Annotated in this window: 15 protein-coding genes; 12 read left to right on the forward strand and 3 right to left on the reverse strand. The window is 72.0% G+C overall.

Going from position 1 to position 26,394, the window contains the following annotated elements; genetic code table 11:
• The first annotated feature begins 187 nt into the window (after positions 1 to 187).
• The 8 genes from ACIBJE_RS00595 to ACIBJE_RS00630 all read left to right on the forward strand — a co-directional run bounded on the left by ACIBJE_RS00595 (position 188) and on the right by ACIBJE_RS00630 (position 17,301).
• Positions 188 to 7,936, forward strand: coding sequence for an RHS repeat-associated core domain-containing protein (locus tag ACIBJE_RS00595; protein ID WP_396741276.1), 7,749 nt, complete (start codon positions 188 to 190; stop codon positions 7,934 to 7,936).
• Positions 7,933 to 8,286, forward strand: coding sequence for a DUF6086 family protein (locus tag ACIBJE_RS00600; protein ID WP_396741278.1), 354 nt, complete (start codon positions 7,933 to 7,935; stop codon positions 8,284 to 8,286). The genes ACIBJE_RS00595 and ACIBJE_RS00600 overlap by 4 nt, the downstream gene beginning before the upstream one ends.
• 337 nt (positions 8,287 to 8,623) lie before the next feature.
• The gene (locus ACIBJE_RS00605) at positions 8,624 to 8,998 is read left to right on the forward strand and encodes a Uma2 family endonuclease (protein WP_396741280.1); all 375 of its coding nucleotides are present in this window, start codon (positions 8,624 to 8,626) and stop codon (positions 8,996 to 8,998) included.
• Positions 8,999 to 9,041: 43 nt separating this feature from the next.
• Complete coding sequence (gene dxr / locus ACIBJE_RS00610) at positions 9,042 to 10,253, forward strand: 1-deoxy-D-xylulose-5-phosphate reductoisomerase (protein WP_396741282.1); 1,212 nt, start codon at positions 9,042 to 9,044, stop codon at positions 10,251 to 10,253.
• Positions 10,253 to 11,503, forward strand: a complete 1,251-nt coding sequence (locus tag ACIBJE_RS00615) for a M50 family metallopeptidase (protein WP_396741284.1) — start codon at positions 10,253 to 10,255, stop codon at positions 11,501 to 11,503. The genes dxr and ACIBJE_RS00615 overlap by 1 nt, the downstream gene beginning before the upstream one ends.
• Positions 11,504 to 11,512: 9 nt before the next feature.
• Positions 11,513 to 12,685 carry a flavodoxin-dependent (E)-4-hydroxy-3-methylbut-2-enyl-diphosphate synthase gene (ispG, locus tag ACIBJE_RS00620; RefSeq protein WP_396741286.1) on the forward strand — a complete coding sequence of 391 codons (1,173 nt, stop codon included), beginning with the start codon at positions 11,513 to 11,515 and terminating at the stop codon, positions 12,683 to 12,685.
• A gap of 115 nt (positions 12,686 to 12,800) precedes the next feature.
• Positions 12,801 to 13,640: a GNAT family N-acetyltransferase gene (locus ACIBJE_RS00625; RefSeq protein WP_396741288.1), complete on the forward strand. Its 840-nt coding sequence runs from the start codon at positions 12,801 to 12,803 to the stop codon at positions 13,638 to 13,640.
• Between the two features lie 100 nt (positions 13,641 to 13,740).
• Positions 13,741 to 17,301 (forward strand): ATP-binding cassette domain-containing protein, encoded by a 3,561-nt coding sequence (locus ACIBJE_RS00630; protein WP_396741290.1) that lies wholly within the window; start codon positions 13,741 to 13,743, stop codon positions 17,299 to 17,301.
• A 158-nt stretch (positions 17,302 to 17,459) separates the two neighbouring features.
• Here ACIBJE_RS00630 and ACIBJE_RS00635 read toward each other — a convergent pair whose 3' ends face one another.
• The 3 genes from ACIBJE_RS00635 to ACIBJE_RS00645 all read right to left on the reverse strand — a co-directional run bounded on the left by ACIBJE_RS00635 (position 17,460) and on the right by ACIBJE_RS00645 (position 20,957).
• The gene (locus tag ACIBJE_RS00635; protein WP_396741292.1) at positions 17,460 to 18,527 is read right to left on the reverse strand and encodes an NADH:flavin oxidoreductase/NADH oxidase; all 1,068 of its coding nucleotides are present in this window, start codon (positions 18,525 to 18,527) and stop codon (positions 17,460 to 17,462) included.
• 137 nt (positions 18,528 to 18,664) lie between these two features.
• Complete coding sequence (locus ACIBJE_RS00640) at positions 18,665 to 20,011, reverse strand: dicarboxylate/amino acid:cation symporter (protein ID WP_396742198.1); 1,347 nt, start codon at positions 20,009 to 20,011, stop codon at positions 18,665 to 18,667.
• Positions 20,012 to 20,324: 313 nt separating this feature from the next.
• Positions 20,325 to 20,957, reverse strand: a complete 633-nt coding sequence (locus ACIBJE_RS00645) for a DUF998 domain-containing protein (RefSeq protein ID WP_396741294.1) — start codon at positions 20,955 to 20,957, stop codon at positions 20,325 to 20,327.
• 214 nt (positions 20,958 to 21,171) lie between these two features.
• On the opposite strand from ACIBJE_RS00645, the gene pcaF reads away from it, so the two are divergent.
• From pcaF to ACIBJE_RS00665, 4 genes are all read left to right on the forward strand, one after another.
• Positions 21,172 to 22,377: a 3-oxoadipyl-CoA thiolase gene (gene pcaF / locus ACIBJE_RS00650; RefSeq protein ID WP_396741296.1), complete on the forward strand. Its 1,206-nt coding sequence runs from the start codon at positions 21,172 to 21,174 to the stop codon at positions 22,375 to 22,377.
• A gap of 98 nt (positions 22,378 to 22,475) precedes the next feature.
• Positions 22,476 to 23,294 carry an SAM-dependent methyltransferase gene (locus ACIBJE_RS00655; protein WP_396741298.1) on the forward strand — a complete coding sequence of 273 codons (819 nt, stop codon included), beginning with the start codon at positions 22,476 to 22,478 and terminating at the stop codon, positions 23,292 to 23,294.
• 6 nt (positions 23,295 to 23,300) lie between these two features.
• Positions 23,301 to 25,460 (forward strand): putative bifunctional diguanylate cyclase/phosphodiesterase, encoded by a 2,160-nt coding sequence (locus ACIBJE_RS00660; RefSeq protein WP_396741300.1) that lies wholly within the window; start codon positions 23,301 to 23,303, stop codon positions 25,458 to 25,460.
• Between the two features lie 287 nt (positions 25,461 to 25,747).
• Positions 25,748 to 26,299 (forward strand): pyridoxamine 5'-phosphate oxidase family protein, encoded by a 552-nt coding sequence (locus ACIBJE_RS00665; RefSeq protein WP_396741302.1) that lies wholly within the window; start codon positions 25,748 to 25,750, stop codon positions 26,297 to 26,299.
• Positions 26,300 to 26,394: the final 95 nt, after the last annotated feature.

Genomic DNA, 26,394 nt, shown 5'->3' on the forward strand with positions numbered 1-26,394 from the left:
GAAAGTTTCTCTCCGTAATCGTTCCGTGACGCAGGTCACCGGGAATCGGTCGGGGTCGTTTTTGCGGTCTTGAGAGAAAGCGTCTCCTGACGCAGAGTGCTCACGCACGTGCCGCACCTGGCGCATGCCCTTCGCGGTCTTTCCGCGCCTTTTCTTTCGTCTTCGCGCCTGGTGGGGGTCGACGCGTATGCGTGGTGTCGGTGTGCGGTCCGGGCTGTGGCACGGCCGGCGGACCCCGGTGGAGCCAGGTCGTGGTCGGGGGCGTCGTGCCCGTATGGCGGTGATGGCGTTCCTGTCGACGACCCTGGTCGCGACGATGGTGCCCGCCGAGGCATGGGCGGTTCCCGGCCCCGGCATGAGCCGCGAGCAGGTCACGCTCGACCTGCCGGACATTCCGGAGAGCGAGCGGGTCGAGCGGGACGACAACAGCGAGACGGACCTGACCACCGCCGACGAGGTCCCGGTGGATCCGTACGAGCCCCAGGCCGTCCAGCCGTGGCAGCAGGACAGCGGTGTCGTGGACCTGACCGGCACCGCGCCGGGCGCCACGAAGCCGGTCGACGACCTGCCGGTCGCCCTCGGCGTGCCGGTCGGTGGGGACCCCACCGCCCTGGCCGGGACCTGGACCGTCGACCTCGCCGCTCCCGAGGCGTCCCAGGCCGCCCGGGTGCCGGGACTGATCATGAAGATCACGCCGCCGGCCACCGCCGACCCGGACGCCGAGGTCGCTCTCGCCGTCGACTACACGTCCTTCGCCGACATGTACGGCCCGCAGGCCGCCGACCGCTTCGGCGTCATGCTGCTCCCCGACTGCGTCTACGACTCCCCGGACACCGGCGACTGCGCCACCACCGGCGGCGCCGCGCCGGCGGCGACCGGCGCGCAGGCCGCCCGGGTGACCAGCGAGGTGGAGCTGGTGCCCGCCGCCAAGGCGCCCACCCGCAACGAGGCGGCCGAGGACGAGCCCACCCGTCGGGTCGTCACCGGCACCGTGCCCGTCGGTCAGCTCCTCGAACCGGTGGCCGCCCGCAACGCGACCGCGTCGACCGGCGCGAACGTCGTCGGTGTCCTGGACACGGGAGCGTCAGCGTCCGGTGACTTCACCGCCACCCCGCTGCTCTCCTCGGGCTCCTGGGCGGCCGGCGCCTCCTCCGGCGCGTTCACCTACTCGTACCAGGTCCAGGTGCCGGAGACCGCCGGCGGCCTGATGCCTAAGGTGGCCCTGTCGTACTCCTCGCAGTCGATGGACGGCCGCACCTCCGCGACCAACAACCAGGCCTCCTGGATCGGCGACGGCTGGGACTACAGCGCGGGCGCGATCACCCGCAGCTATGCGAACTGCCGGCAGGACTCGAAGAAGGCGGGTTCGAACAACGCCACCCACCGCACCGCCGACCTCTGCTTCGGGTCCAAGAACGCCACCCTGTCGCTCGCCGGGATGACCACCGAGCTGGTCTGGGACGAGACCAAGGAGGCCTGGTTCACCGCCAACGGCGACGGCTCCAAGGTGGAGCTGCTGAAGGACACCAGCCTCGCCAACGGTGACGCGGACGGCGAGTACTGGATCGTCACCACCCGCGACGGCACCCGCTACCACTTCGGCCGGCACCGGCTGCCCGGCTGGTCCGACAACGGCACCGCCGCCGACGACCCGGTCACCAACTCCGTCCTCACCGTGCCGGTGTACGGCAACCACGCGGGCGAGCCCTGCTACCAGGCGGGTGACTGGCCCGGCTCGCACTGCACCCAGGCCTGGCGCTGGTCCCTGGACTACGTCGAGGACATCCACGGCAACGCGATGACCCTCTGGTGGGCCCGCGAGACGAACTACTACGCCCGGAACTTCAACTTCAAGGACCCGGTCGCCTACCACCGGGGCGGCTACCTCGACCGGATCGACTACGGGCTGCGCAAGGACAACATCTTCTCGGGCACCGCCGCGGCCCGGGTCAACTTCGTCGTCGCCGAGCGCTGCTTCGACGAGGGCAGTGTCACCTGCTCCGAGGCGAACTTCACCAGCACCGATCCCAGCAAGTTCCGCATCTGGTACGACACCCCGGCCGACCTGCGGTGCGCCGACAACGTGAAGTGCTGGAACGCCTCGCCGTCCTTCTTCACCCGCAAGCGGCTCGACAAGATCAGCACCTCGGCGCTGCGGCGGACCGACACCAACGCCCGCCAGGTGGTGGACGAGTACCAGCTCAAGCAGTCGTTCCCGGTGCTCAAGACCGGCCCGAACACGGCGCTCTGGCTGGAGTCGATCACCCGGACCGGATACGGGCGCAACGGCACGACCGACGCGAAGGTCACCCTCAACCCGGTGCGCTTCGAGTCCAACGGCGAGGACATGCCGAACCGCGTCAAGCGGGACAACCGGCCCGGGTTCTCCCGGCTGCGCATCGCCCGCGTGATCAACGAGTACGGCGGCGAGACGGTCGTCACCTACAAGGCGCCCACCGGTGACTGCAAGACCGGCACCGGCCTGCCCGCCAAGACCGACACCGCCGCGCTGAAGGCCAACGACCGGCTGTGCTACCCGGCCTTCTGGCATCCCGACGCGGCGGTCGAGGAGATCGACTGGTTCCACAAGTACGTCGTCGACTCCATCGAGGAACTGCCCAACGTGGACGGCGCGTTCAGCACCGTCACCCGGTACGCGTACCAGAATCCGGGTTGGCGTCTCGCCGAGCAGGAGTTCACCAAGAAGTCGACCCGGACGTACTCCCAGTTCGCCGGCTTCGCACAGACCACCGTGCTCACCGGCACGGACGACCCGGACATCGGCAGCAAGCGCACCAAGTCGGTGACCCGCTACTTCCGGGGCATGGGCGACACGGTGTCGGTGGAGGACGTCACCGGCGTCGAGATCGCCAAGGACCGGGAGGCCTTCGCCGGTCGAGTCGCCGAGGAGTTGACGTACACCAGCGCCGACGACGCCGACGCGGACTGGCTCACCCGCAGTGTCACGTACCCGGCGGTCCTCGAACTGGCCCGGCGCGACCGGGAGGACGGCCTGAGCCCGCTGCGGGCGTGGCGGGTCACCGAACCCCGCCAGGTGGCGTACACCCGGTCCTCCGGCACCGGCGACGACGACCGCACGCTGCGCGCCGTCGAGACGCGGACCACCTTCGAGACCGACCACGGCCTGCCCACGCACATCGAGTCCCTCGGTGACACCGGGAAGACCGGCGACGAGTCGTGCACCTTCGCCGAGTACCACCACCGCCTCGACAAGAACATCGTCGGCCTGACCCGGCAGGTGCGGACCAGCCCGACGACCTGCGCCAACGCCGACTTCGACGCCCTGACGACGCTGAGTTCCGCCGGCCGCGTCGCCTACGACGGCACGGCCTACGGCACCGCGTTGGCCGCCACCACGCGTGGACTGGCCACCGCGACCTGGTCGCTGAAGGCCGACGGTTCCGGCTTCCAGGCCGACGGCAGCACCGGCTTCGACGCGATCGGCCGGGTGGTGTCGAAGACCGACCCGGACGGCAAGATCTCCACGATCACCTACGGGGCCGCGTCGAACGGCCAGACCTTCACCGTCACCGAGGCGAACTCGCTCGGGCACCAGCAGGTCCGCGAGCTGGAGCCGGGACGGGCGGTCTCGCTGAAGACCACCGACCTGAACAACCGGGTCAGCGAGGCGAAGTACGACCCGCTGGGCCGCCTGGTCGAGGCCTGGGGTGCCGGCCGTACCCCGTCGTCCTCGGCCGTCCCGGACTTCCGGGCCGAGTACGCCACCCCCGCCGGCAAGCCGCCGTACATCACCACCTTCGCCCGGGGACACGAGAACCGGATCCAGACCTCGGTCACCCTCTACGACGGCCTGGGCCGTGAACGGCAGTCCCAGGAGGAGGCCACCGGTGGCGGCCGGCTGATCACCGACACGTTCTACAACAGCTCCGGCGAGGTGTGGCGGACCAACAACGCCTACTTCGCCGTGGGCTCGCCGGTCGGGCAGTTGTTCCACCCGCTCGCCGACACCGCCGTACCCAACGCCACCCGCTACACCTACGACGGCCTGGGCCGGGTGACCCAGGAGCTGCCGATCCTGCGCGGTGTCGACACGCCGTCGCGGGCCACCAGCTACACGTACGGCACCGACCACTCCACCGTCGTCAACCCGGCGGGCGCCGCCTCGTACCGGCTGTTCAGCGACGCCCTGGGCCGGACCAGCCGGGTGGACACCTTCACCGACGCCGCCCGCACCGCGTTCACCTCGATGCGGTACCAGTACGACGCGCGCGGCCAGTTGGCGAAGGCCACCCACTCGGCCGACCCCACCCGCCCGTGGACGTGGACCTACGACCAGCGCGGCCGGATGACGACCGCCACCGACCCGGACTCCGGCACCACCCAGACCACGTACGACCACCGGGACCGGCAGCTCACCAGCACCAACGCCCGCAACGTCACGGTCTGGAACGGCTACGACGAGCTGTCCCGCCCGACCCAGCAGCGGCTCGGTAACAGCACCGGCGCGCTCCTGGCCCAGTTCAGCTACGACACGGTCAGCGGCGGCAAGGGCCTGCCGGCCACCGCCACCCGGTACACCGACGGCCTGGCGTACACCCAGTCGATCGGCGGCTACACCAACGACTACCAGCCGACGTCGACCACCCTCACGCTGCCGCAGTCGATCGCGACCACCTGGGGGTTGCAGACCTCCTACACGTACGACCACACGTACACCGACACCGGGCTGACCGAGTCGTCCACGCTGCCCGCCGTCGGCAACCTGCCGTCGGAGAAGATCCTGGTCCGCTACACCAAGGACGGCCTGCCGCTCTCGGTGTCCGGCAAGGACTGGTACGGCTCGGAGACCACCTACTCGCCGTACGGGCAGGTGCTGCGCTCGACCCTCGGCGCGCAGCCGTACCGGGTCTGGACCACGGCCAGCTACGACGAGGCCAGCGGTGCCCTCACCGACCAGCAGGTGCACCGGGAACAGACCGGCGACAAGACCGTCGTCGGCGGCAACCTCGTCTCGCACCGCTCCTACTGGTACGACGCCGCCGGCAACGTCACCGCGATCCGCGAGCGCTCCCTCGGCATCGAGGAGCGCCAGTGCTTCACCCACGACCCGCTCGGCCAGCTGACGAAGGCGTGGACCGCCACGGACCAGGGGTCCTGTGCCGCCGGACCGATCAGCGGGGACGGCACCGTGAACGCGGGCGCCGGCACCGACGGCTCCGGCTACTGGCAGGAGTACGAGTACGACCTGCTGGGCAACCGCTCCGAGCTGGTGGAGAAGGACCTCGGCGGCGACACCGCCAAGGACGCCACCACCACCTACACCTACGGCAAGGCCGACGGCAGCCAGCCGCGCACGTTGACCAAGGTGACCAAGAACTACGTCACCCCGGCGGGCGCCGCGATCACCGCCGAAGCGGAGCGGCTGTACGAGCTGACCGGCGAGACGAAGTCCGTCACGTCGCTCCAGAACGGCGACCAGCAGACGCTGTCCTGGACGTACGACGGCCAGATCGAGCGGATCGTCGGTGAGGGCGGCAAGGGCAGGACCTCGTACATCGGTCTGGCCAACAAGTGCATCGACCTCAACCAGAGCCTCGCGGTGGCGGGTCAGCCGATCCAGCTCTACCCGTGCAACGGCACCCCCGCCCAGAAGTGGACCTTCGCGTCGGCCCCGAACCAGACGAACGCCAACCTGGGCACCCTGGCCGTGCACGACAACTGGTGCATCCAGCCGGCCGCCAACACCGCCGGCTCGGCCTTCGGGGTGCAGGAGTGCGACGGCGACGACGTCCAGCAGGTGGAGCGTCTCTCCACCGGCCAGCTCAAGCACGACGCCTCCGGTCTCTGCGTCGCGGTCAAGGACGGCAACACGGCCAACTCCACCCCGATCGTCCTGGCGGCCTGCTCCGCCACCGCCCCCGCGCAGCTGTGGGAGGCGCAGAACGAGACCCGGCACATCTACGGGCCGGGCGGCAGCCGCCTGCTGACCATCCAGGGCCGGCAGGCCACCCTGCACCTGGGCGAGTCCCAGCTCACCGTCCAGCAGGGCGGCGTGCTGGTGAACGTCCAGCGCACCTACGCCGCGCCCGGCGGTGCGATGCTGCGCTACGCCTCCGGCAGCTCCAGCACGTCCACCCTGGTCGCGCTCGCCGGTGACCACCAGGGCAGCCCGTACGCCGAGGTCGGCAGCTACGGCGCGATGCCGGTCCGGATCCGTAAGCAGGATCCGTTCGGTAACCAGCGGGGTGCTGCCGAGCTGGGTGCCAACATGCAGACCAACGCCGGCTTCCTCGGCGCGGTCCGCGACGACGCCTCCGGCTACACCCCGCTCGGCGCGCGCCTGTACGACCCGGTGGTGGGCCGGTTCCTCTCCGCCGACCCGATCCTGGACCTGGCCGACCCGTTGCAGTCCAACGGGTACGCCTACGCGCACAACAACCCGGTGACGCACTCGGACCCGTCCGGTCTGTCGGTGACGCTGACCGCCTCGGAGACGGCGGCGGCCCTGGCCGGCGCGGGTCTGTCGGCGGCCATGGTGGCCCAGGCGCAGGCCAACATGGGGCGCTCGCTGATGTCGGTGGTCCTGGAGTCCGCCTGGTACGTGCTCAAGGAGTTCATCGGCATCAACGACGCCATGAACTGCTTCGGCGGTGACATGTGGGCGTGCGGCAGCCTGATCCTCGGGGCGATCCCGTGGACCAAGGTCGCCAAGATCCCGGCGGTCCTGAAGGCCGTCAACCGGACGATCTCGGCGATCCAGGCGTGGCAGGCGGCGAAGAAGGCCGCCGAGGCGGTGCTGGCCGCCGCCAAGGCCGCGGAGGCCGCAGCGCTCAACGCCAAGAAGCTGGCCATCGAACGGGCGAAGAAGGCCGCCCAGGCAGCCAAGAAGAAGGCCGCCGAGAAGGTCAACACGACCAGCAACAAGGCGGTCAACAACACCAAGAAGACCGGTAACCCGGTCCAGAAGCAGGCCCAGTCCAAGTCCAACCCGAAGGGCTCCTCCGCCAGCTCGTCCAGTGCCGGCAAGTCCGGCGGCGGCGGCAAGGGCTCTGGCGGCGGAAAGGGCGACTCCAAGCCTGGCGGTGCCACCGGCAGCTCCGCGCGTAGCAACGGTGGTTCCAGCGGTGGCGGTGGTGCCGGTAGGGCAGGCGACGGCGAGTCGTGCCTCACCAACAGTTTCGTCCCCGGCACCAGGGTGCTCATGGCCGACGGCTCCACGAAGCCGATCGAGGCAGTGAAGCCCGGCGACAAGGTCCAGGCCACCGATCCCGAGACGGGCCGGACCGAGGTCGAGACGGTCAGTGCGACGATCAAGGGTGACGGCGTCAAGCACCTGGTGAAGGTCACGATCGACACCGATGGCGAGCGTGGCTCGGACACAGCCGAGATCACCGCGACCGACGGCCACCCGTTCTGGGTGCCGGAACTCGGTGAGTGGGTCGACGCGACCGATCTGCGGTCCGGCCAGTGGCTGCGGACCAGCGCCGGCACCGACGTCCAGATTGTGACTGTCCAGCGGTGGACCACCCCGCGTGCCGCTGTCCACAACCTCACCGTCGCCAACACCCACACGTACTATGTGCTGGCTGACGAAGCTCCGGTCTTGGTTCATAATTCAAGCGGGTGCCTTGAGGGGAAGCGTGACCATGATGTCTACGACCCAGACTCAGGGGACCGAATCACTGATATTGACCATATCGAGGGCGGTGTGCTATGGGAAGAGAAGAGTGCCATCTTCGGCGATGACGCGTGGTTGGCTAAGCACATTGACAGGAAACTGAACGCATATGTTCGAGCGCGTCAGCACCTCAGTGGGTATGAGAGTGCTCCTATCGGCTTCCGGTTCACGAATCCGGCCATAGATCCGAGATTCAGGAGTGCTCTCGAGGGCCACTTCGCGCGGCTGCGGGCAGGTAGGCCAGAGCTTGATCTGCGATTGGAGATCGCCGAGTGAGCTACTACTTCACGGTCTCGGGGGAAGATGTCTGGGATCCTGCCCTGAGGACCGGACACCTATTCGTCTCGCTTGCCGAAGGTGCTGCTGCGGTGCTCGGCGTGCCAAGCGGTCTGTCCCCCTCTGATGACGACACCTGCGACGTGGAACCACAAGTATTCCTTCGCTTCGTAGGCGCGCTGGTTGAATGCTATTCATCAAGCCGGCATCCAGTTCGACGCGGTCTAATTCGGGGGATCTTGCTGACATCGCTTGTAATTCTGGAGCGAGGGGGCCTCGGCGTGCCTTCCGGCATTGAGGATGGAGAGGATCTCATGGCGGAGGCGCGTGTTCTCGCGAAGGCGATGTAGAAAAATTGGCGAATCCTGCGGAGAAGGGCTGGTCCGGGCAGGATGGTCCGCTGAGGGGGTGAGCCCGGATGGCCCAGGCAGCGTTCGCGCCCGAGCCAGCGTCGCAGCCCACCGAGTCGTCGTTCGACGTGCTTCGCTGGCACGACGAGCCGTGGACCGCTCAGCTCGCCCTCGACCTGTTGCCGGAGACCAACGGCCCCAAGGTTGAGGTCCTGAGCGAAAGCGTGATTGCGACACCCCACGCCGGATACGACCACCAGGATGCCGAGCTGGATTTTGCCTACTGCTCAAGCAGGCGGCGAGAAGCGCGAAGCTCTGGCTCTACATCGAGACGAACGTGGTGTCGGGGGATGATCTCTTCATCCCGGACATCGTCGTCCTTGACGTTCCTGCCGGCGGCCGCACGACGATGGACATCCGGCACGCCGTGCTGCTCGGCGAGATCGTCTCGCCCGGCAACCGACGTAAGGACGTCATCGACCGGCCGCGCGAGTACGTCGCCGCGCGGGTGCCGTTCTTCCTCCGGGTCGACCTGCGGAACCGGGTGCCCACCATCGCACTCTTCGAGTTGACCGAGGGGGAGTACCGGCCGGTGGCGGCTGCTGCCGCCGGTACCCGCTTCGTGATGCGACAGCCGTTCGAGTTCGCCGTCGACCCAGCCGATCTGCTGGGTGAGGAGGCACCGCCGGAGGACTCCGGCGGCGAGGGCTGAGGCTCCCGGCGGGCGGTTCGCGCGGCTGGGGAAGAATGGCCGGGTGACTTCTCCCCGGAACCTCGTCCTGCTCGGTTCCACCGGTTCCATCGGCACCCAGGCCATCGACATCGTGCGACGCAACCCGGACCGCTTCCGGGTGGTGGCGCTCGGCGCGGGCGGCGGCAACGTCGCGCTGCTCGCGGCCCAGGCCCTCGAACTGGGCGTCGAGGCGGTCGGGGTGGCGAAGGCGTCCGCCGCCCAGGACCTCCAACTGGCCTTCTACGCCGAGGCGAGCCGGCGCGGGTACGCCACCGGCGACTTCCGGATCCCGAAGATCGTCGCCGGGCCGGACGCGATGACGGAGCTGGCGCAGTGGCCGTGCGACGTGGTGCTCAACGGCGTGGTCGGCTCGCTCGGGCTCGCGCCGACCCTGGCCGCGCTGCGCGCCGGGCGTACGCTCGCGCTCGCCAACAAGGAGTCCCTCGTCGCCGGCGGCCCCCTGGTGAAGGCCGCTGTGACGCGGCCGGGGCAGATCGTGCCGGTGGACTCGGAGCACTCGGCGCTGGCCCAGTGCCTGCGCTCCGGGTCGCGGGGCGAGGTGCGGCGGCTGGTGGTCACCGCCAGCGGCGGCCCGTTCCGGGGCCGGCGGCGCGACGAGCTGACGCAGGTCACGCCGGAGCAGGCACTCGCCCACCCGACCTGGAACATGGGGCCGGTGGTCACCATCAACTCGGCCACCATGGTCAACAAGGCGTTGGAGGTGATCGAGGCGCACGAGTTGTTCGACGTGCCGTACGCCGACATCACCGTGATGGTGCACCCGCAGTCGGTGATCCACTCGATGGTCGAGTTCGTCGACGGCTCGACGATCGCCCAGGCCAGCCCGCCGGACATGCGGCTGCCGATCGCGCTCGGCATCGGTTGGCCGGACCGGGTGCCGGACGCCGCGTCGGCGGTCGACTGGACGACCGCCCACACCTGGGAGTTCACTCCGCTGGACGACGAGGCGTTCCCGGCGGTCCGGCTGGCCAAGGCGGCCGGCGAGACGGGTCGCTGCCGCCCGGCCGTCTACAACGCGGCGAACGAGGAGTGCGTGGCCGCCTTCGTCGCCGGTCGACTGCCCTTCCTGGGCATCGTCGACACCCTGGAGCGGGTGCTGGAGGAGGCTCCCGACTTCGACGAACCAGGTACCGTCGAGGACGTGCTCGGCGCGGAGTCCTGGGCGCGCGCGCACGCGCAGCAGATCATCGCGGCGTCGGTGGAAGGAGCTTGATGGCGTACCCGCTCGGGGTGGTGCTCTTCGCCCTGGTCATCCTCATCTCGGTCAGCCTGCACGAGGCGGGGCACCTGCTCACCGCCAAGGCGTTCGGGATGAAGGTCACCCGTTACTTCGTCGGGTTCGGTCCCACCCTCTGGTCGTTCCGGCGGGGGGAGACCGAGTACGGCATCAAGGGCATCCCGCTCGGCGGCTTCTGCAAGATCGTCGGAATGACCCCGCAGGACGACGACGTCGAGGAGGCCGACCAGCCGCGCGCCATGTGGCGCTTCCCGGTCTGGAAGCGGACCATCGTGATGGCCGCCGGGTCGATCACCCACTTCGCGCTCGCCGTCATCGCGCTCTGGTTCGCCGCCGTCTTCATGGGGCTGCCCAACCCGGACTTCCCGACCACCGAGGAACAGGCCCGCAAGGAGCCGGCGGTCATCGCGCTCGGCGAGTGCGTGGTGCCGGAGAACGTCGTCCGCGAGTGCACTCCCGCCGACCCGGCCAGTCCGGCCGCCCAGGCCCAGCTGCGCAGCGGCGACCGGATCACGTCGCTCAACGGTGCCCCGATCGACAACTACGGGCAGCTGCTCGTCGCGCTGCGGGCCACCGCCCCGGGCAGCACCGCCGAGATCGGCTATGTCCGTGACGGCCAGCCGGCCACCACCCGCGCCACCCTCGCCACCACCCAGCGTCCGCCGCTGGACGACGCGGAGGGGCAGGTCGGGCCGGTCGCCGCGCTCGGCGTCGGCCTGCGTCCCAGCACCCCGAACATGGTCACCTACGGCCCGGTCGACGCGTTCGGGGCGACCGCCGAGTACACCGGCAACATGGCCGTCGGCACGTACGAGGCGATGAAGCGCATTCCGCAGAAGGTGCCCGCTCTCTGGGACGCGATCACCGGCGGCGAGCGGGACATCGACACCCCGATCAGCGTGGTCGGCGCGAGCCGGCTCGGCGGCGAGGCGGTCGCCAACGACGCCTGGGAGGTGTTCGTCCTGCTCTTCATCTCGCTGAACTTCTTCATCGGCGTGTTCAACCTGCTGCCGCTGCTGCCGCTGGACGGCGGACACATCGCCATCGCCTGGTTCGAACGCGCCCGGTCCTGGGCCTACGCCCGGTTCGGCAAGGCCGACCCCGGCCGCGTCGACTACCTCAAGCTCATGCCCGTCACGTACGCGGTGATCCTGGTCGGTGGCGTGTTCACGCTGCTGACCATCACGGCGGACGTCGTCAACCCGATCACGCTCTTCTCAAGGTGAGTGCCTGAAGTGACCGCTGTCAGTCTCGGTATGCCCGTCGTGCCGCCCCCGGCCCTGGCGCCCCGCCGCGCCAGCCGCCAGATCATGGTCGGCCCGGTGCCCGTCGGCGGTGGCGCGCCGGTGTCCGTCCAGTCGATGACCACCACCCTCACCGCCGACGTCAACGCCACGTTGCAGCAGATCGCCGAGCTGACCGCGTCCGGCTGCCAGATCGTCCGGGTGGCCGTGCCCAGCCAGGACGACGTGGAGGCGCTGCCGGCCATCGCGAAGAAGTCGCAGATTCCGGTGATCGCGGACATCCACTTCCAGCCGAAGTACGTCTTCGCGGCGATCGACGCCGGCTGCGCGGCGGTCCGGGTCAACCCGGGCAACATCCGCCAGTTCGACGACAAGGTCAAGGAGATCGCCAGGGCGGCCGGCGACGCGGGCGTGCCGATCCGGATCGGCGTGAACGCCGGCTCATTGGACAAGCGACTCCTCGCCAAGTACGGCAAGGCCACCGCCGAGGCGCTGGTCGAGTCGGCGCTCTGGGAGTGCTCGCTCTTCGAGGAGCACGGCTTCCGGGACATCAAGATCTCGGTCAAGCACAACGACCCGGTGGTGATGATCCGGGCGTACCGGCAACTCGCCGAGCGGTGCGACTACCCGCTGCACCTGGGCGTGACCGAGGCCGGCCCGGCGTTCCAGGGCACCATCAAGTCGGCGGTCGCCTTCGGCGCGCTGCTCGCCGAGGGGATCGGCGACACCATCCGGGTCTCGCTCTCCGCCCCGCCGGTCGAGGAGATCAAGGTCGGCAACCAGATCCTGGAGTCGCTCGGCCTGCGCGAGCGTGGTCTGGAAATCGTCTCCTGCCCGTCCTGCGGGCGGGCCCAGGTCGACGTCTACAAGCTCGCCGAGGAGGTCACCGCCGGCCTGGAGGGGCTGCCGGTGCCGCTGCGGGTGGCCGTGATGGGCTGCGTCGTCAACGGCCCGGGGGAGGCGCGCGAGGCCGACCTCGGCGTCGCCTCCGGCAACGGCAAGGGCCAGATCTTCGTCAAGGGCAAGGTCGTCAAGACGGTGCCCGAGGCGCAGATCGTGGAGACGCTGATCGAGGAGGCCCTGCGGATCGCCGACGAGATGGGCGCGGAACTGCCGGACGACCTGCGCGACCTGGTCGGCGGCGCGACGGTCACCGTCCACTGAACCACGCCGAACCGCGTCACGGCCCGGTGGCCCACCGCCACCGGGTCGCCGGGGGTCCCGGCGGGCTCGTCACTCGACCGGCGCGACAGCGCTCGCATCTGGCAGGCTGGTATCCGTGCTGACGGTGCCGGTACGGCAGTTGGGCGAGTCGGAGCGCCGCGCGGTCGAGCGGCTGCTCGACCGCGACCCCTACGCGGGGGCGCAGGTGGCCGAACGGGTCGCCGCGCGCGGGCTGGCCTGGTGGCGGGCGGAGGGGCGGATCCTCGGGTACGGTCCACGCCGGCACGTCGAGTCGATCTGCTGGCTGGGCGGCAACCTGACCCCGGTGCTGGCCGACCAGTCCGCCGTCGCCGCCTTCGCCGACCTGCTCTGCGGCGAGGAACGGATCTGTTCGTCGATCGTCGGCCGGGCGGACGCCGTCCTCGGCCTGTGGGACCGGCTCTCCGCCTGCTGGGGGCCGGCCCGGGACGTCCGCCCCAACCAGCCCCTGCTCGCCACGGACGCGCTGCCCGGCGTGCCGGTCGACCGGGAGGTACGACAGGTCCGCGCCGGTGAAATCGACGTGCTCTTCCCGGCGGCGGTCGCGATGTACACCGAGGAGGTCGGGGTGTCGCCCCTGATCGACGACGGTGGTCGCAGCTACCGGCGGCGGGTGACCGAACTGGTCCGGGCCGGTCGGGCGTACGCCCGGTTCGTCGACGGCAAGGTGGTATTCAAGGCCGAGCTGGCCGTGGTGACCCCGCGCACCGCCCAGGTCCAGGGGGTCTGGGTCGACCCGCAGTGGCGGGGGCGCGGGATCGCCACGGCGGCGATGGCGGCCGTGGTGCGCCACGCCCTGCTGCACGTCGCGCCGACGGTGAGCCTGTACGTCAACGACTTCAACCTGCCCGCGCGTCGGGTGTACCAGCGGTGCGGCTTCCGGCCCGTCGGCACCCTCGCCACCGTGCTGTTCTGAGCCCACCCCGGCGTCTGCTGGCGGCGTAAATGCGTTGAGCTGGCGCGCGCCGCCGGAGAGGCTGGACGTTCCGCCACCCGGGACCGGAGGATTTCCTTCCATGCGTCTGCTCCGCGACCTGTGGGTCACCTCGCCCCGCCGGGTGACGTTCGTGGCCGTCCTGATCGTGCTCGGCGCCGCCGGACAGGCCGCCGCCGCCGCCCTGGCCGGGCCGGTGCTGGTGCACCGCTCCGGGGTGTTCTTCGTGCTCCTGGCCGCAGCGCTGGTCGCGGCCGTGCTCGCCGACCTGGTGATCGGTCTGGTGATGGCGGGGCTCACCGCCGACTGGACGGCGGACGTGCGGCGGCGGCTGTGCCGGGTCGCGTTCGGCCAGGACCTGCCGACCCTGGAGGGCACCCCGGTCGGCGAGCTGCTCGACCGGATCGACGGGGACGTCTACCAGGTCGGCGCGGAGGTGCGCCACGTCGGCGTCCGGCTGACCCAGGCGCTGGCCACCGGCGTGCTCTCCACCCTGGTCGCCCTGCTGGTCTGGTGGCCGGCCGGGATCGGCATGCTGGTGCTGACCATCCTGCTGGTGCTCCTGCTGCGCGGCCCGACCTCGCGGATCGCCCCGGCCCGGATGGCCGAGGAGGAGGCCTGGTCCGACCTGGCGGCGGTGCTGGAGGAGGCCATCCACGGCCAGGACGACGTCCGGACCACCCTGGCCCGGCCGTACGTGCTGCGGCTCTTCGCCCAGCGGGCGTCCCAGGTGCTGCGCAAGGGCGAACGGGTGTGGAAACTGACCGCCCAGGTCAGCACCGCGGCCACCGTGGTCACCCGGTTCGGCATCGGCGCCGTGGTCCTCGCCGGCGGTTGGGCCCTGGTCACCGGTCGCGTCGACGGTGCCCGGCTGACCGCCATCTGGCTGCTCGTGCTCGCGTTCGGCGGCACCGTCGAGCAGGTCACCCGGATGGTGCCGCAGCTCCAGGCCGCCCTCGGCGCGTGGGCCCGCGTGCAGCTGCTCGCCGACGCCCGGCAGGAGCCGACCGGAGGCGCGTCGCCGGTCCCGGGCCGGCTGGAGATCCGGGGCCTGACGTTCCGCTACCCGACCAGTGAGGGCGCCCGCGGGCCGGCCCTGCGCGACGTGCACCTGACCTTCGTCCCGGGGCGGTCGTACGCGGTCATCGGGCGCACCGGGTCGGGCAAGTCGACGTTGGCCAAGGTGCTGTCCCGCGCCGTGGACCTGCCCCGGGGGACCGTCCGGCTCGCCGGTGAGGACCTGCTCGACCTGGACGTCGAGCAGTTGCGCCGGTTCGTCGCCGTGGTGCCCCAGCGCACCGAGATCCTCGCCGGCACGCTCGCCGAGAACGTCGCGCTCTTCGACCCGGACCTGCTCGACGCCGCCGGCCGGGCCCTGCACGAGCTGGGCCTGGACGGTTGGGTCGCGGAGCTGCCGGCGGGCGTGCACACCCGGCTGGGCGAGGGCGGGTACGTCCTCTCCGCCGGCCAGGAGCAGCTCGTCGCGTTCGCCCGGATCCTGGTCCGCGATCCGCACGTGGTGATCCTCGACGAGGCGACCGCCCGGCTGGACCCGGTCACCGAGACGCGGGTGCAGCGGGCCACCGAACGCCTGCTCGCCGACCGGATCGGCATCGTCATCGCGCACCGGCTCTCCTCCGTCCGCCGGTGCGACGAGGTGGTGGTGCTGGCCGACGGCGCGGTGGTGGAGGCCGGGCCGCTGCACGAGTCGGAACGCTTCGCCCGGCTGCTGGCCGCCAGCCACACCAGCGCGTACGACGATCCGCCGACCGCGACCGGCGGCGGTGAACGGGTGCTGGTCCCGGCCGGAGGCGGTCGGGACGGCCGGAGCGACCCGACGGCCGACGGGAGCGCGTCCCCCGCCCGGGAGGAGGCCGCGTCCCGCTCGGCGGTGGCCGTGGCGGAACGCCCGACGCCGGTCGGAGCGGCCGTGCCGGAGGCCGCCGCGCCGTCCCCGCCGGTGACCCCACCGGCCCGGACGATACGGGAGATCCTCCGCCTGGTCGTCAACGACGGCCGGTACGGCATGTTCGCGCTGGCCCTGTTCACCTTCTCCTCGATCCTCGGGCTGGACGGCGCGGTGCTGCCCTGGCTCTGGGCGGGCGTGGTGGACGACGTCGGCACGATCTGGCTGCCGGCCATCGGTATCGTCGCCGCGCTCCTGGTCACCCTGCCGGTGCCGTACCTGACCAACCTGTGGTTCCCGCAGTGGTGGGTCCGGCAGAGCCTGCGGATCAGCGCCCGGCTGCTGTACGGGCAGACCGGCTCGCGCCGGGTCAGCGGGCACACCCCCGCCGAGGTGGTGGCCCAGGGCGGCGACACCGAACGGGTGGTGCAGCTCGCCGACAACGTGATGGACAACGCCACCAGCCTGGTGCTCGTGGTGGCGATGACGGCGGTCTCCGGCAGCGTCGTACCGGCACTGTTCTTCCTCGGCACGATGGTGGTCTCGGCGCTCGCGGCCACGCTGTTCGGGCCCCGTCTGGAGCGTTCCGCCCGGGCCACCGTGGCGGCTCGGGCGGCCTTCGCCACCGCCCTGGTCTCGTCGCTGTCGGCGGCCCGGACGGTGAAGCTCGCCGGAGCCACCGGCCCGGTGCTCGACCACCTCTCCACCCTCGACACCGTCCGCAGCGACCGGCAGCGGCGGGAGATCAAGGTGCAGGTGTGGTCCCGGTCGACTCCCTCGGTGGTGAGCGGGCTGCTGCCGGTCGGCGCGTGGGCGCTCTTCCTCGCCGGTGGGCTGTCGTCGGGCGCGACCCTGGTCGCCGTCTCCACCCTGGGCGCCGCCCGCTGGTTCGCCTGGACCACCGCGTCGCTGATCGCCCAGTACCCGTCGGCCCGGGTGTGGACGAAGCGGACGGTGGCGATGACCGGTATGACGGCGTACTCGGCGGCGGTGCCCGGGCTCGACCTGTCCGCCGGCACCGCGCCCGCGCCGGAGCCGGCCCCCCGGCACCCGCTGCGCGAGCTGACGCTCACCGGCTTCTCGGCGGTGCACGAGGACGGCTTGGTCGCGGTCCGCGACGTCGACCTGACCGTGGAGCGCGGCCAGCTCGTGCTGGTCGTCGGGCCGGTCGGCGCGGGCAAGTCGTCGCTGCTGCGGGCGCTGGCCGGCATCGTGCACCACACGGGCGGCCTGGCCTGGAACGGGGACCCGGTCACCGAACCGGAGCTGTTCCTGCGCCCCAACCAGGTCGGCTACGTCAGCCAGCTGCCCCGGGTGCTCTCCGGCACGGTGGTCGACAACATCACCCTCGGACACCAGGTGGACGCCAGCAGCGCGGTCTCCACCGCGCAGCTCGAACACGACCTGGCGGCGGCCGGCGCCGGGCTCGGACTGCTGATCGGACACAAGGGCACCCGGCTCTCCGGCGGGCAGTTGCAGCGCCTCGCGCTGGCCCGCGCGCTGGCGCCACGTACCGAACTGCTGATCGCCGACGACGTATCGTCCGCCCTGGACGTCACCACCGAGCTGGCGCTCTGGTCCGCGCTGCGGGCCTCCGGGGTGACGGTGGTCGGGTCGACGTCCAAGCGGGCGGCCCTGCTCCAGGCCGACCACGTGGTGGTGCTGGTCGGCGGGCGGGTGGTCGCCCAGGGCCCCTGGTCCGACCTGGCCGACCGCTGGTCCCACCTGGCCGGCTGACCCGGTGCCGGCCCCGCCCGTGGCGGGGTCCGGCACCGGTCGTGGCCCTGGGGACCGGCCGACGGCCCACCGCTCGGAACCGGTGGCGGACCGGACCGATGGCCTACCGGTCGCGGCCGGGTGACGGCCCACCGGTCGGGCCGGTGTCGGCCCGGCGGTCAGAAGGCGCGGGCGTAGGGGGCGGGCCACCCCGGGTCGGCGCCGAGCTTCGCCGCCGCCCGGCGCGGCCAGTACGGGTCACGCAGCAGTTCCCGGCCGAGCAGCACCAGGTCGGCCTCGCCTTCGGCAATGATCCGCTCCGCCTGCTCCGGTTCGACGATCAGGCCGACCGCGCCGGTCGGCACTCCCGTGTCGCGGCGGACCCGGGCGGCCAGCGGCACCTGGTAGCCCGGCCCGACCGGAATGCGTGCGCCCGGCGAGGCTCCACCGGAGGAGCAGTCGACCAGATCCACCCCGGCGGCGGCCAGTTCCCCGGTTAGCGCCACGCTGTCGTCGACGGTCCAGCCCCCGTCGACCCAGTCGGTGGCGGAGATCCGGGCCAGGACGGGGACGTCCCCGCCGACCGCCGCGCGTACCGCGCGGACCACCTCGACGGTGAGCCGCATCCGGCCGGCCCGGTCACCGCCGTAGCCGTCGGTGCGGTGGTTGGTCAGCGGGGAGAGGAACTCGTGCAGCAGGTACCCGTGTGCGGCATGGACCTCCACGGCGGCGAAGCCGGCGTCCACGGCCCGTGCCGCCGCCGCGCCGAACGCCTCGACCACCGCCTCGATGCCGGCGGTGTCCAGGGCGGTGGGGGTCCGGTAGCCGGGCACGAAGGGCTCCGCGCCGGGGCCGACCGGCGTCCAGCCGCCGTCGGCGTCCGGGACCCCGCCGCTTCGCGACGCCCAGGGCCGGTACGTGGACGCCTTGAACCCGGCGTGCGCGAGCTGGACGGCCGGCACCGAGCCCTGCCGGGTGAGGAAGTCGGTGATCGGCCGCCACGCGTCGACCTGCGCGCCGGACCAGAGGCCGGTGTCCTGCGGGCTGATCCGGCCCTCCGGCACCACGGCGGTGGCCTCGGTCAGCACCAGACCCGCGCCACCCACGGCACGGGCCCCGAGGTGCACCCGATGCCAGTCGTTCGGCCGGCCGTCGGCCTCGGCCCGGTACTGGCACATCGGGGCCAGGCCGACCCGGTTGGGCAGCGTGACCCCACGCAGCGGCAGAGGGGTGAAGAGGGCGCTCATCTCGGTTCCTCTCGGGGGATGTCCGGGTGCCCTGTCAGGGATGTTCGGTCGCAGGGGAAGTGTGGTCGCAGGGGATGTGTGGTTGCAGGGGGCCCTTGCTACGCAAAAAGCGGTAGGAAGGGCCCCCTGCAACCAGATCAGGCCGGGGTGGGCGCGAGGTCGTCGGCCGGGCGGTCGTCGGCGGGGCGATCGGCGGTCGGCTGGGTGGGGCGGTCCGGGTGGGCGGGATCGGTGGCTTCCCGGTGACCGGCGTCCCGGCGACCGGCGGAGTCGTACGCGTCCCGGTCGAGGATGCCCTCGCGGGCGGCGACGACCGTCGGCACCAGTGCCTGCCCGGCCACGTTGGTGGCGGTGCGGATCATGTCCAGGATCGGGTCGATGGCGAGCAGCAGACCCACCCCGGCCAGCGGCAGGCCGAGCGTGCTCAGGGTCAGGGTGAGCATCACGATCGCGCCGGTCAGGCCGGCCGTCGCCGCCGAGCCGACCACCGAGACGAAGGCGATCAGCAGGTAGTCGGTGACGGTGAGGTCCACGCCGAAGACCTGGGCCACGAAGATCGCGGCCAACGCCGGGTAGATCGCCGCGCAGCCGTCCATCTTGGTGGTCGCGCCGAAGGGCACCGCGAAGGACGCGTACTCGCGGGGCACGCCGAGGCGTTCGACGGAGCGCTGGGTCACCGGCATCGTCCCGACCGAGGACCGGGAGACGAAGGCGAGCTGCACGGCCGGCCAGGCTCCGGCGTAGAAGCGCAGCGGGTTGAGTCGGCCGGCGATGACCAGCACCAGCGGGTACACCACGAGCAGGACGATCGCCGAGCCGACGTAGACGGCGGTGGTGAAGCGGGCGAGTGGGGCGAGCAGGTCCCAGCCGTACGAGGCGACCGCGTTGCCGATCAGGCCGAGGGTGCCGAGCGGGGCGAGTCGGATCACCCACCAGAGGGCCTTCTGCACGATCTCCAGCAGTGCCCGGTTGACCGCCACGAACGGCTCGGCGGCCGGACCGGCCAGCATCGCCGCCGCCCCGACGACCAGGGCGAGGAAGACGATCTGGAGGACGTTGCCCTCGACGAACGCGCCGACCGGGTTGGTCGGGACGATCCCGGTGAGGAAGTCGGTCCAGGAACCGGTCCGCTCCGGGGCGGTCGCCCCGGCGGTGTCCAGGGTGACGCCCCGGCCGGGGTTGGTGAGCAGGCCGAGGCCGATGCCGACACCCACCGCGATCAGGGCGGTGACGCCGAACCAGAGCAGGGTCCGCAGCGCCAGCCGGGCCGCGTTGGCGACGCCGCGCAGGCTCACCACGCTGACCACGATGGCAGTGAAGACCAGGGGCGGTACGGCCAGCTTGAGCAACTGGACGAAGAGTCCGCCGACGGTGTCGAGGGTGCTGGTCAACCAGCTCAGGTCGTTGGCTCGGGCCACGAAGCCGAGCAGGACACCGACGACGAGGCCGAGCAGGATCTGGAGCGAGAAGGGGAACTTACGCAGGAAGGAAGGCACGGGACGTCCAAGGGTCTGGGGAACGGCGACGGCGTCAGGGGAGCAGCCGCGCCGGACAGACACCGCTGGCCTGCCGTCGGAGGTCGACGTACAGGCGGACGGTGAGGTGCCAGACGTTGGTCATCGCCTGGCGACGATACGTCGGCCACCATCGCGCCGAAAGGAGCTTCCCGGGTGAGGCTCCTTACATGCCCGTTGTGCACCCGCGCCTGAGGTGGGTGCAGGGGACCCTTCCTCGTCAAAAAGCGGTAACAAGGGACCCCTGCTACCGCCCGACGGCTACCGCCCGACCGGGCGGCTGCTACTGCCGGACCGGGTGGCTGGGGCGGTTGGGGAGGCTGAGCAGGGTGGCGGTGAGCAGGCCCCAGCCGACGGTCTCCGCCAGCAGCAGCCGTTCCAGCACGCCGACCAGTGTGCTCCGCCCCACGACCAGCATCGCCAGCCCCACCGCAGCGGCCAGCGGCAGGGCGACCAGCGCGCCGACGGCGGCCACCCGGCGTACCCGCAGGCCGGCGGCGGAGCACAGGACGACCGCCACCATCGCGAAGACCACGGCGGCCACCGCGGCGATGCTCGCCCCGCCGTGCACCAGATCGGCCGTGGTGGCCCGCTCGAACGGGGGCAGCGGACAGCCGTCGCTGCACGTCACCGCTCCGGACAGCAGGGTGCAGAAGCTCCCGGCCACCAGCAGCGCAGCGGCCGGTCGGGCCGCCGCCGGCAGCGCCACGGCGAGCAGCAGCAGGCCGGCGGCCAGGGCGAACACCCCGGCCCGGTACGTCGGGGCGTACCCGCTGTCGGTGACGCCCGCCTCGCTGACGTACCCGGTGAGACCCGGACCGGGACCGGCGACCACGGCGACGACGACCGCGACCGCGCCGCCGAGCACACAGCCGGCCGCGCCCACCGCGGCGGCCCGTCGGGTGAGTTCGGTCACGCCCGGACGAGCCCGGCGGGACGGAGTGCCCGGCGGCCGGACGGCGCGGCTGCGCCCCCGGCGGTGGTCTCGGTGCGGCCCATGCCGGCCAATCTAACCCGCCCCCGGTGGTCGGCCCTGCCCACCGCTCCCGGCGGCCGATATCCTGGCCGGGTGTCGCCGTGACCCGTCCGGCACCGCCCCCGCCCCTTCCCACCCCCGAAGGACAGCACCGATGAGCGTGGCATACCTGGTGGCCGGAGTCCGCACCCCGATCGGCCGGTACGCCGGCGCCCTCGCCGGGGTCCGTCCCGACGACCTCGCCGCGCACGTGATCCGCGAGCTGGTCACCCGCCACCGGACGGTGGACTGGGAACGGGTGGACGATGTCGTCCTCGGTTGCGCCAACCAGGCCGGGGAGGACAACCGGAACGTGGCCCGGATGGCGGCGCTCCTCGGCGGCCTGCCGGAGACCGTCCCCGGCAGCACCGTGAACCGGCTCTGCGGCTCCGGTCTCGACGCGCTCGCCACCGCCGCCCGTGCGGTGGTGGCCGGCGAGGCCGAGCTGGTGGTCGCCGGTGGGGTGGAGAGCATGAGCCGGGCGCCGTTCGTCATGCCGAAGGCGGCCACCCCGTACTCCCGAGCCGCCGAGGTGTACGACACCACGATCGGCTGGCGGCTGGTCAACCCGCTGATGAAGAAGCAGTGGGGCATCGACTCGATGCCGGAGACGGCGGAGAACGTGGCCGCCGAGTTCGGCGTCGACCGGGCCGCGCAGGACGCCTTCGCGTTCCGCTCGCAGCAGCGCGCCGCGAAGGCCCAGGCGAACGGGCGGTTCGCCGAGGAGATCGTGCCGGTGACCGTTCCGGAGGGGCGTCGGGGCACCCGGCTGGTGGACACCGACGAGCACCCCCGGGAGACCTCCCTGGAGAAGCTGGCCGCGTTGCCCACCCCGTTCCGCGAGGGTGGCACGGTCACCGCCGGCAACTCGTCCGGCGTCAACGACGGCGCGGTGGCGTTGCTGGTCGCCGGTGAGGCAGCCGTCGCCCGGTACGGGCTGACCCCGCTGGCCCGGGTCGGCGGGGCCGCGGCGGCCGGGGTGCCGCCCCGGACCATGGGCATCGGACCGGTGCCGGCCACCCGGCGGCTGCTCGACCGGCTCGGCCTCCAACTGGCCGACGTGGACGTGATCGAGCTGAACGAGGCGTTCGCCGCGCAGTCCGTCGCGGTCCTGCGGGAGCTGGGCCTGCCCGTCGACGCCGAACACGTCAACCCCAACGGCGGGGCGATCGCGCTCGGTCACCCGCTGGGCGCCAGCGGGGCCCGGCTCGCGCTGACCGCCGCGCTGGAGCTGCGGCACCGGGGCGCCCGGCGTGCCCTGGCCACCATGTGCGTCGGGGTCGGTCAGGGGATCTCGCTGATTCTGGAGTCAGCGGCCTAGAGTGGGCACACCACACGACCTGCGGGTCTGTCGGTGACCACCCGAGCATCTGGACCGTGGGGTCGCCGACGACCCACGGCCACGGACTGGGGTGGACGATGCAGCAGCCGGACGGGACGCCCGCCGGGATCGACCTAAGCCGCCCGAGCGCGGCCCGGGTGTACGACTACTTCCTCGGCGGTGCCCACAACTTCGAGGTCGACCGGCAGCTCGCCGAGCAGATCGCCGCCATGACCCCGAACCTGCCCGCCACCATGCGGGCCGGACGGGCGTTCCTGCGCCGGGCGGTGCGGGTGCTGCTCGACGCCGGCATCGACCAGTTCCTGGACATCGGCTCCGGCATCCCGACCGTGGGCAACGTGCACGAGGTCGCCCAGGCCGCGAACCCGGCGGCCCGGGTGCTCTACGTGGACATCGACCCGGTGGCGGTGGCCCACAGCCGGTACCTGCTCGCCGGCAACGAGCGGGCCGAGGTGCTCCACGCCGACCTGCGCGAACCGGAGCGGATCCTCGCCGAGGCCGGTGCCTCCGGCCTGGTCGACCTCGACCGTCCGGTGGGCATCCTCCTGGCCGGGGTGGTGCACTTCGTCCCGGACGCGGACCGCCCGGCCGAGATCCTGGCCACCCTGCGGGCCGCCGCCGCGCCCGGCAGCTTCCTGGTCGTCTCGCACTCCACCTTCGAGGACCAGCCGCCGGAGATGCTGGACGCGCAGCGGCTCTCCGCGCGTACCGACACCGAGATCACCCTGCGGTCGCGGGCGGCGGTCGCCGCGTTCTTCGGCGATTGGACGATTCTCGACCCGGGCGTGGTGCACATGCCGCTGTGGCGGCCGGACTCGCCCTCCGACGTGGACGAGCACCCGGAGCGGTTCGGCGCGTTCGGCGCGGTCGCCCGGAACGACCGTACCGCCGGCTAGGCGACGGTGGGCGGCTCTGCCGGGGGACCGGACGAGAAGGGGCTGCACCACGCCGGAGCCCGGCGGTACGCCGCCGACTGGGCCCGGTCGGTGCGCCGGCTGGGGTTCGTGCCGTTGAGTGCGGCCGAGACCGAGCGACTGCTGCTGGTCCACACGACACGGCTGGCCGAGACGGTCCGGGCCGCCGTCTTCACGCCACAACCGGCCGGGGAGGTCGGGCGGGCGTTGGTCGAGGCGCACCTGACCGAACCCCGGGTGCTCGACTGGTCGGTGCGCGCCCTCGGTGCCCGGTTCCTCGCCGAGGTCCTCCCCGGGCACCGGGACGTTCCGGAGGCCGTCGACCGGGTCGCCGCCCTGCAGGGCGCGCTCGCCGCCGGGTTCGCCCGGGCGCTGCGGGACCGGACCTTCACCCAGCAGGAGCGGATCGCCCGGTCCGCCTGGCAGGCCCGGGACGACGTGGAGCAGGCGTTACGCGACAGCGAGGCCCGCTTCCGGGCGGTCTTCACCGGAGCGGCGACCGGGATCGGCATCGCCGGCACCGACGGTCAGATCATCGACGTCAACCAGTCCTTCGCGGACATGCTCGGCTACACCCCCGCAGAGCTGCGCGAGACCAACGTGGCCGCGTTGTTCCATGTGGACGACGCGGCCGGAATGTGGGAGCTGTACCAGGATCTCGTCACGGGCCGGCACGACTCGGTCCGGGTGGAGAAGCGTTACCACCGCAAGGACGGCACCGTCGTCTGGACCGACCTGGCCGTCTCCCTGATCCGGCACGACGACGGCCGGCCGAGGTTCACCGTGGCGATGATCGAGGACATCACCGACCGGTACGAGCTCCAGCAGCGGCTCCGCTTCCAGGCGCTGCACGACCCGTTGACCGGCTTGCCCAACCGGACACTGTTCTTCGAGACCCTCGGTGGCATCTTCGCCCAGGCCACGCCGGAGCACCGGGTGGGGGTCTGCTTCCTCGACCTGGACGGCTTCAAGGCGATCAACGACAGCCTCGGCCACGACCTCGGCGACCGGCTGCTGGTGGTGATCGCCCAGCGGCTGGCGAACTGCGTCGCCGAGCACGGGCACCTGGTCGCCCGGATGGGCGGGGACGAGTTCGTCATCCTGGTCGACGGCGGTGACGCCGACCGCGCGACCGGAGTCGCGGAGAGCGCCCTGACGGCCGTGGCCGCCCCGGTGCACGTCGCCGGACAGCAGCTCGCCGTGTCGGCGAGCGTCGGCATCGTCGGCTGCGCGGTCGGTGAGACCAGCGTGTCGGAGCTGATGAAGGCCGCCGACACCACGCTCTACTGGGCCAAGGCGGAGGGGCGGGGCCGGTGGGCGGTCTACGACCCCGAGCGTGGCGCGCGGGACATCGCCCGCTCCGCGCTGGTCGCCGGCCTACCGGCGGCGCTGGAGCGGGGCGAGTTCGTGGTCCACTACCAGCCGATCGTCTCGTTGCTCGACTCGACCATGGTCGCCGTCGAGGCGCTCGTCCGCTGGCAGCACCCGGAACTGGGCCTGCTCGGACCGGACGCGTTCATCGGCCTCGCCGAGGAGACCGGGCTGATCGTGCAGCTCGGCCGCTGGGTGCTCGACCGGTCCTGCCGGGACGCCCGGGCCTGGCTGACCGAGTTCCCCGAGGCCCGGCTGGTGGTGAGCGTCAACCTCGCCGCCCGGCAGGCGGACGACCCGGAGATCGTGGGCACCGTCGCGGAGGCGCTCACCACCAGCGGACTTCCCGCCGAGCTGCTCCAGCTGGAGCTGACCGAGAGCGCGGTGATGGGGACGGCGGGCGAGCCGCTACGGTCCCTGCACCGCCTTGCCGACCTCGGCGTACGACTCGCCGTCGACGACTTCGGCACCGGGTACTCGAATCTGGCGTACCTGCGGAAACTGCCGATCCACTCGCTGAAGCTGGCCGGGCCGTTCGTGGAGGGGATCCGGGCCGACGGACCGGACTCGCCCGCCGGGCACCGGGACGAGCGGATCGTCGACGCGCTGGTGCGACTGGCGCACGCGGTGGAGCTCTGGGTGACCGCCGAGGCGGTGGAGACGGCGGCACAGGCCGAACGGCTCCGTGCGCTGCGCTGCGACACCGGGCAGGGGAGGTTCTTCGGCCCACCCGCGCCGGCCGACGAGATCACCGCCCGGCTGCGCGGCGACCGGTGACGTCGCCCACACCCGGCGACGGGCCGGCCGGGGTGCGGCGGCGCGGGGCGGTTGTCGGGCACGGCGGATCGCCGTACCGGTGAGAGAGAGGTGACCGACGCCCCGCGCCGCCGCGGTGCCGGGGTTCCGAGTGCCCGGCGTTGGCCCGGGATCGGGCCTGGTCACGAGGTCAAGGATGCGCCCGGTGTCAATGGGCCGGCAAGGCAATTAGGGGCGACGTCGCGCGGACGTCCCGCCCGGCGGGCCCGGGGCACCGGGGGTGCCGCACCGGTGCGACGATGGACGACATGGGCAAGGTGTATCCCGAGATCGACGGACGGCTGCGCACGTTCATCGAGGCGCAGCCGGTCTTCTTCGTGGCGACCGCCCCCACCTCGGTCGACGGGCACGTCAACGTGTCGCCGAAGGGCATGCGGGGCACGTTCGTGGTCCTCGGCCCGCACCGGGTGGCCTACCTCGACTACCACGGCAGCGGCGCGGAGACGATCGCCCACCTGCGGGACAACGGCCGGATCACGCTGATGTTCTGCGCCTTCGCCGGCCCGCCCAAGGTCGTCCGGCTGCATGGGCGGGGCGACACCGTCGCGGTGGACACGCCCGACTTCGCCACCCGGCTCGCCGATTTCCCCGACCCGCCCGACCTGCACGCCGTCCGGGCCGTCGTCACCGTGGAGGTCGACCGGGTCTCCGACTCCTGCGGCTTCTCGGTGCCGTTCATGGAGTACCAGGGCGACCGGGACATGCTGCTCACCAACCACTCCCGGCGGACGACCGAGGACCTGGTGGTCTACCGGTCGACGAAGAACGCCGCGAGCATCGACGGCCTGCCGGTCTTCTGATCTTCCGTCACCCGTTCCGTCCATCGCCCGCCGGCTGCCGGCGTCCCGAAGCCTCCCACCGAACCCGTCCGGGCCGGCCGACGATCCGGTGATCG

The organism is Micromonospora sp. NPDC050187 (genome assembly GCF_044459745.1).
In the GTDB taxonomy this organism is placed as follows: domain Bacteria; phylum Actinomycetota; class Actinomycetes; order Mycobacteriales; family Micromonosporaceae; genus Micromonospora.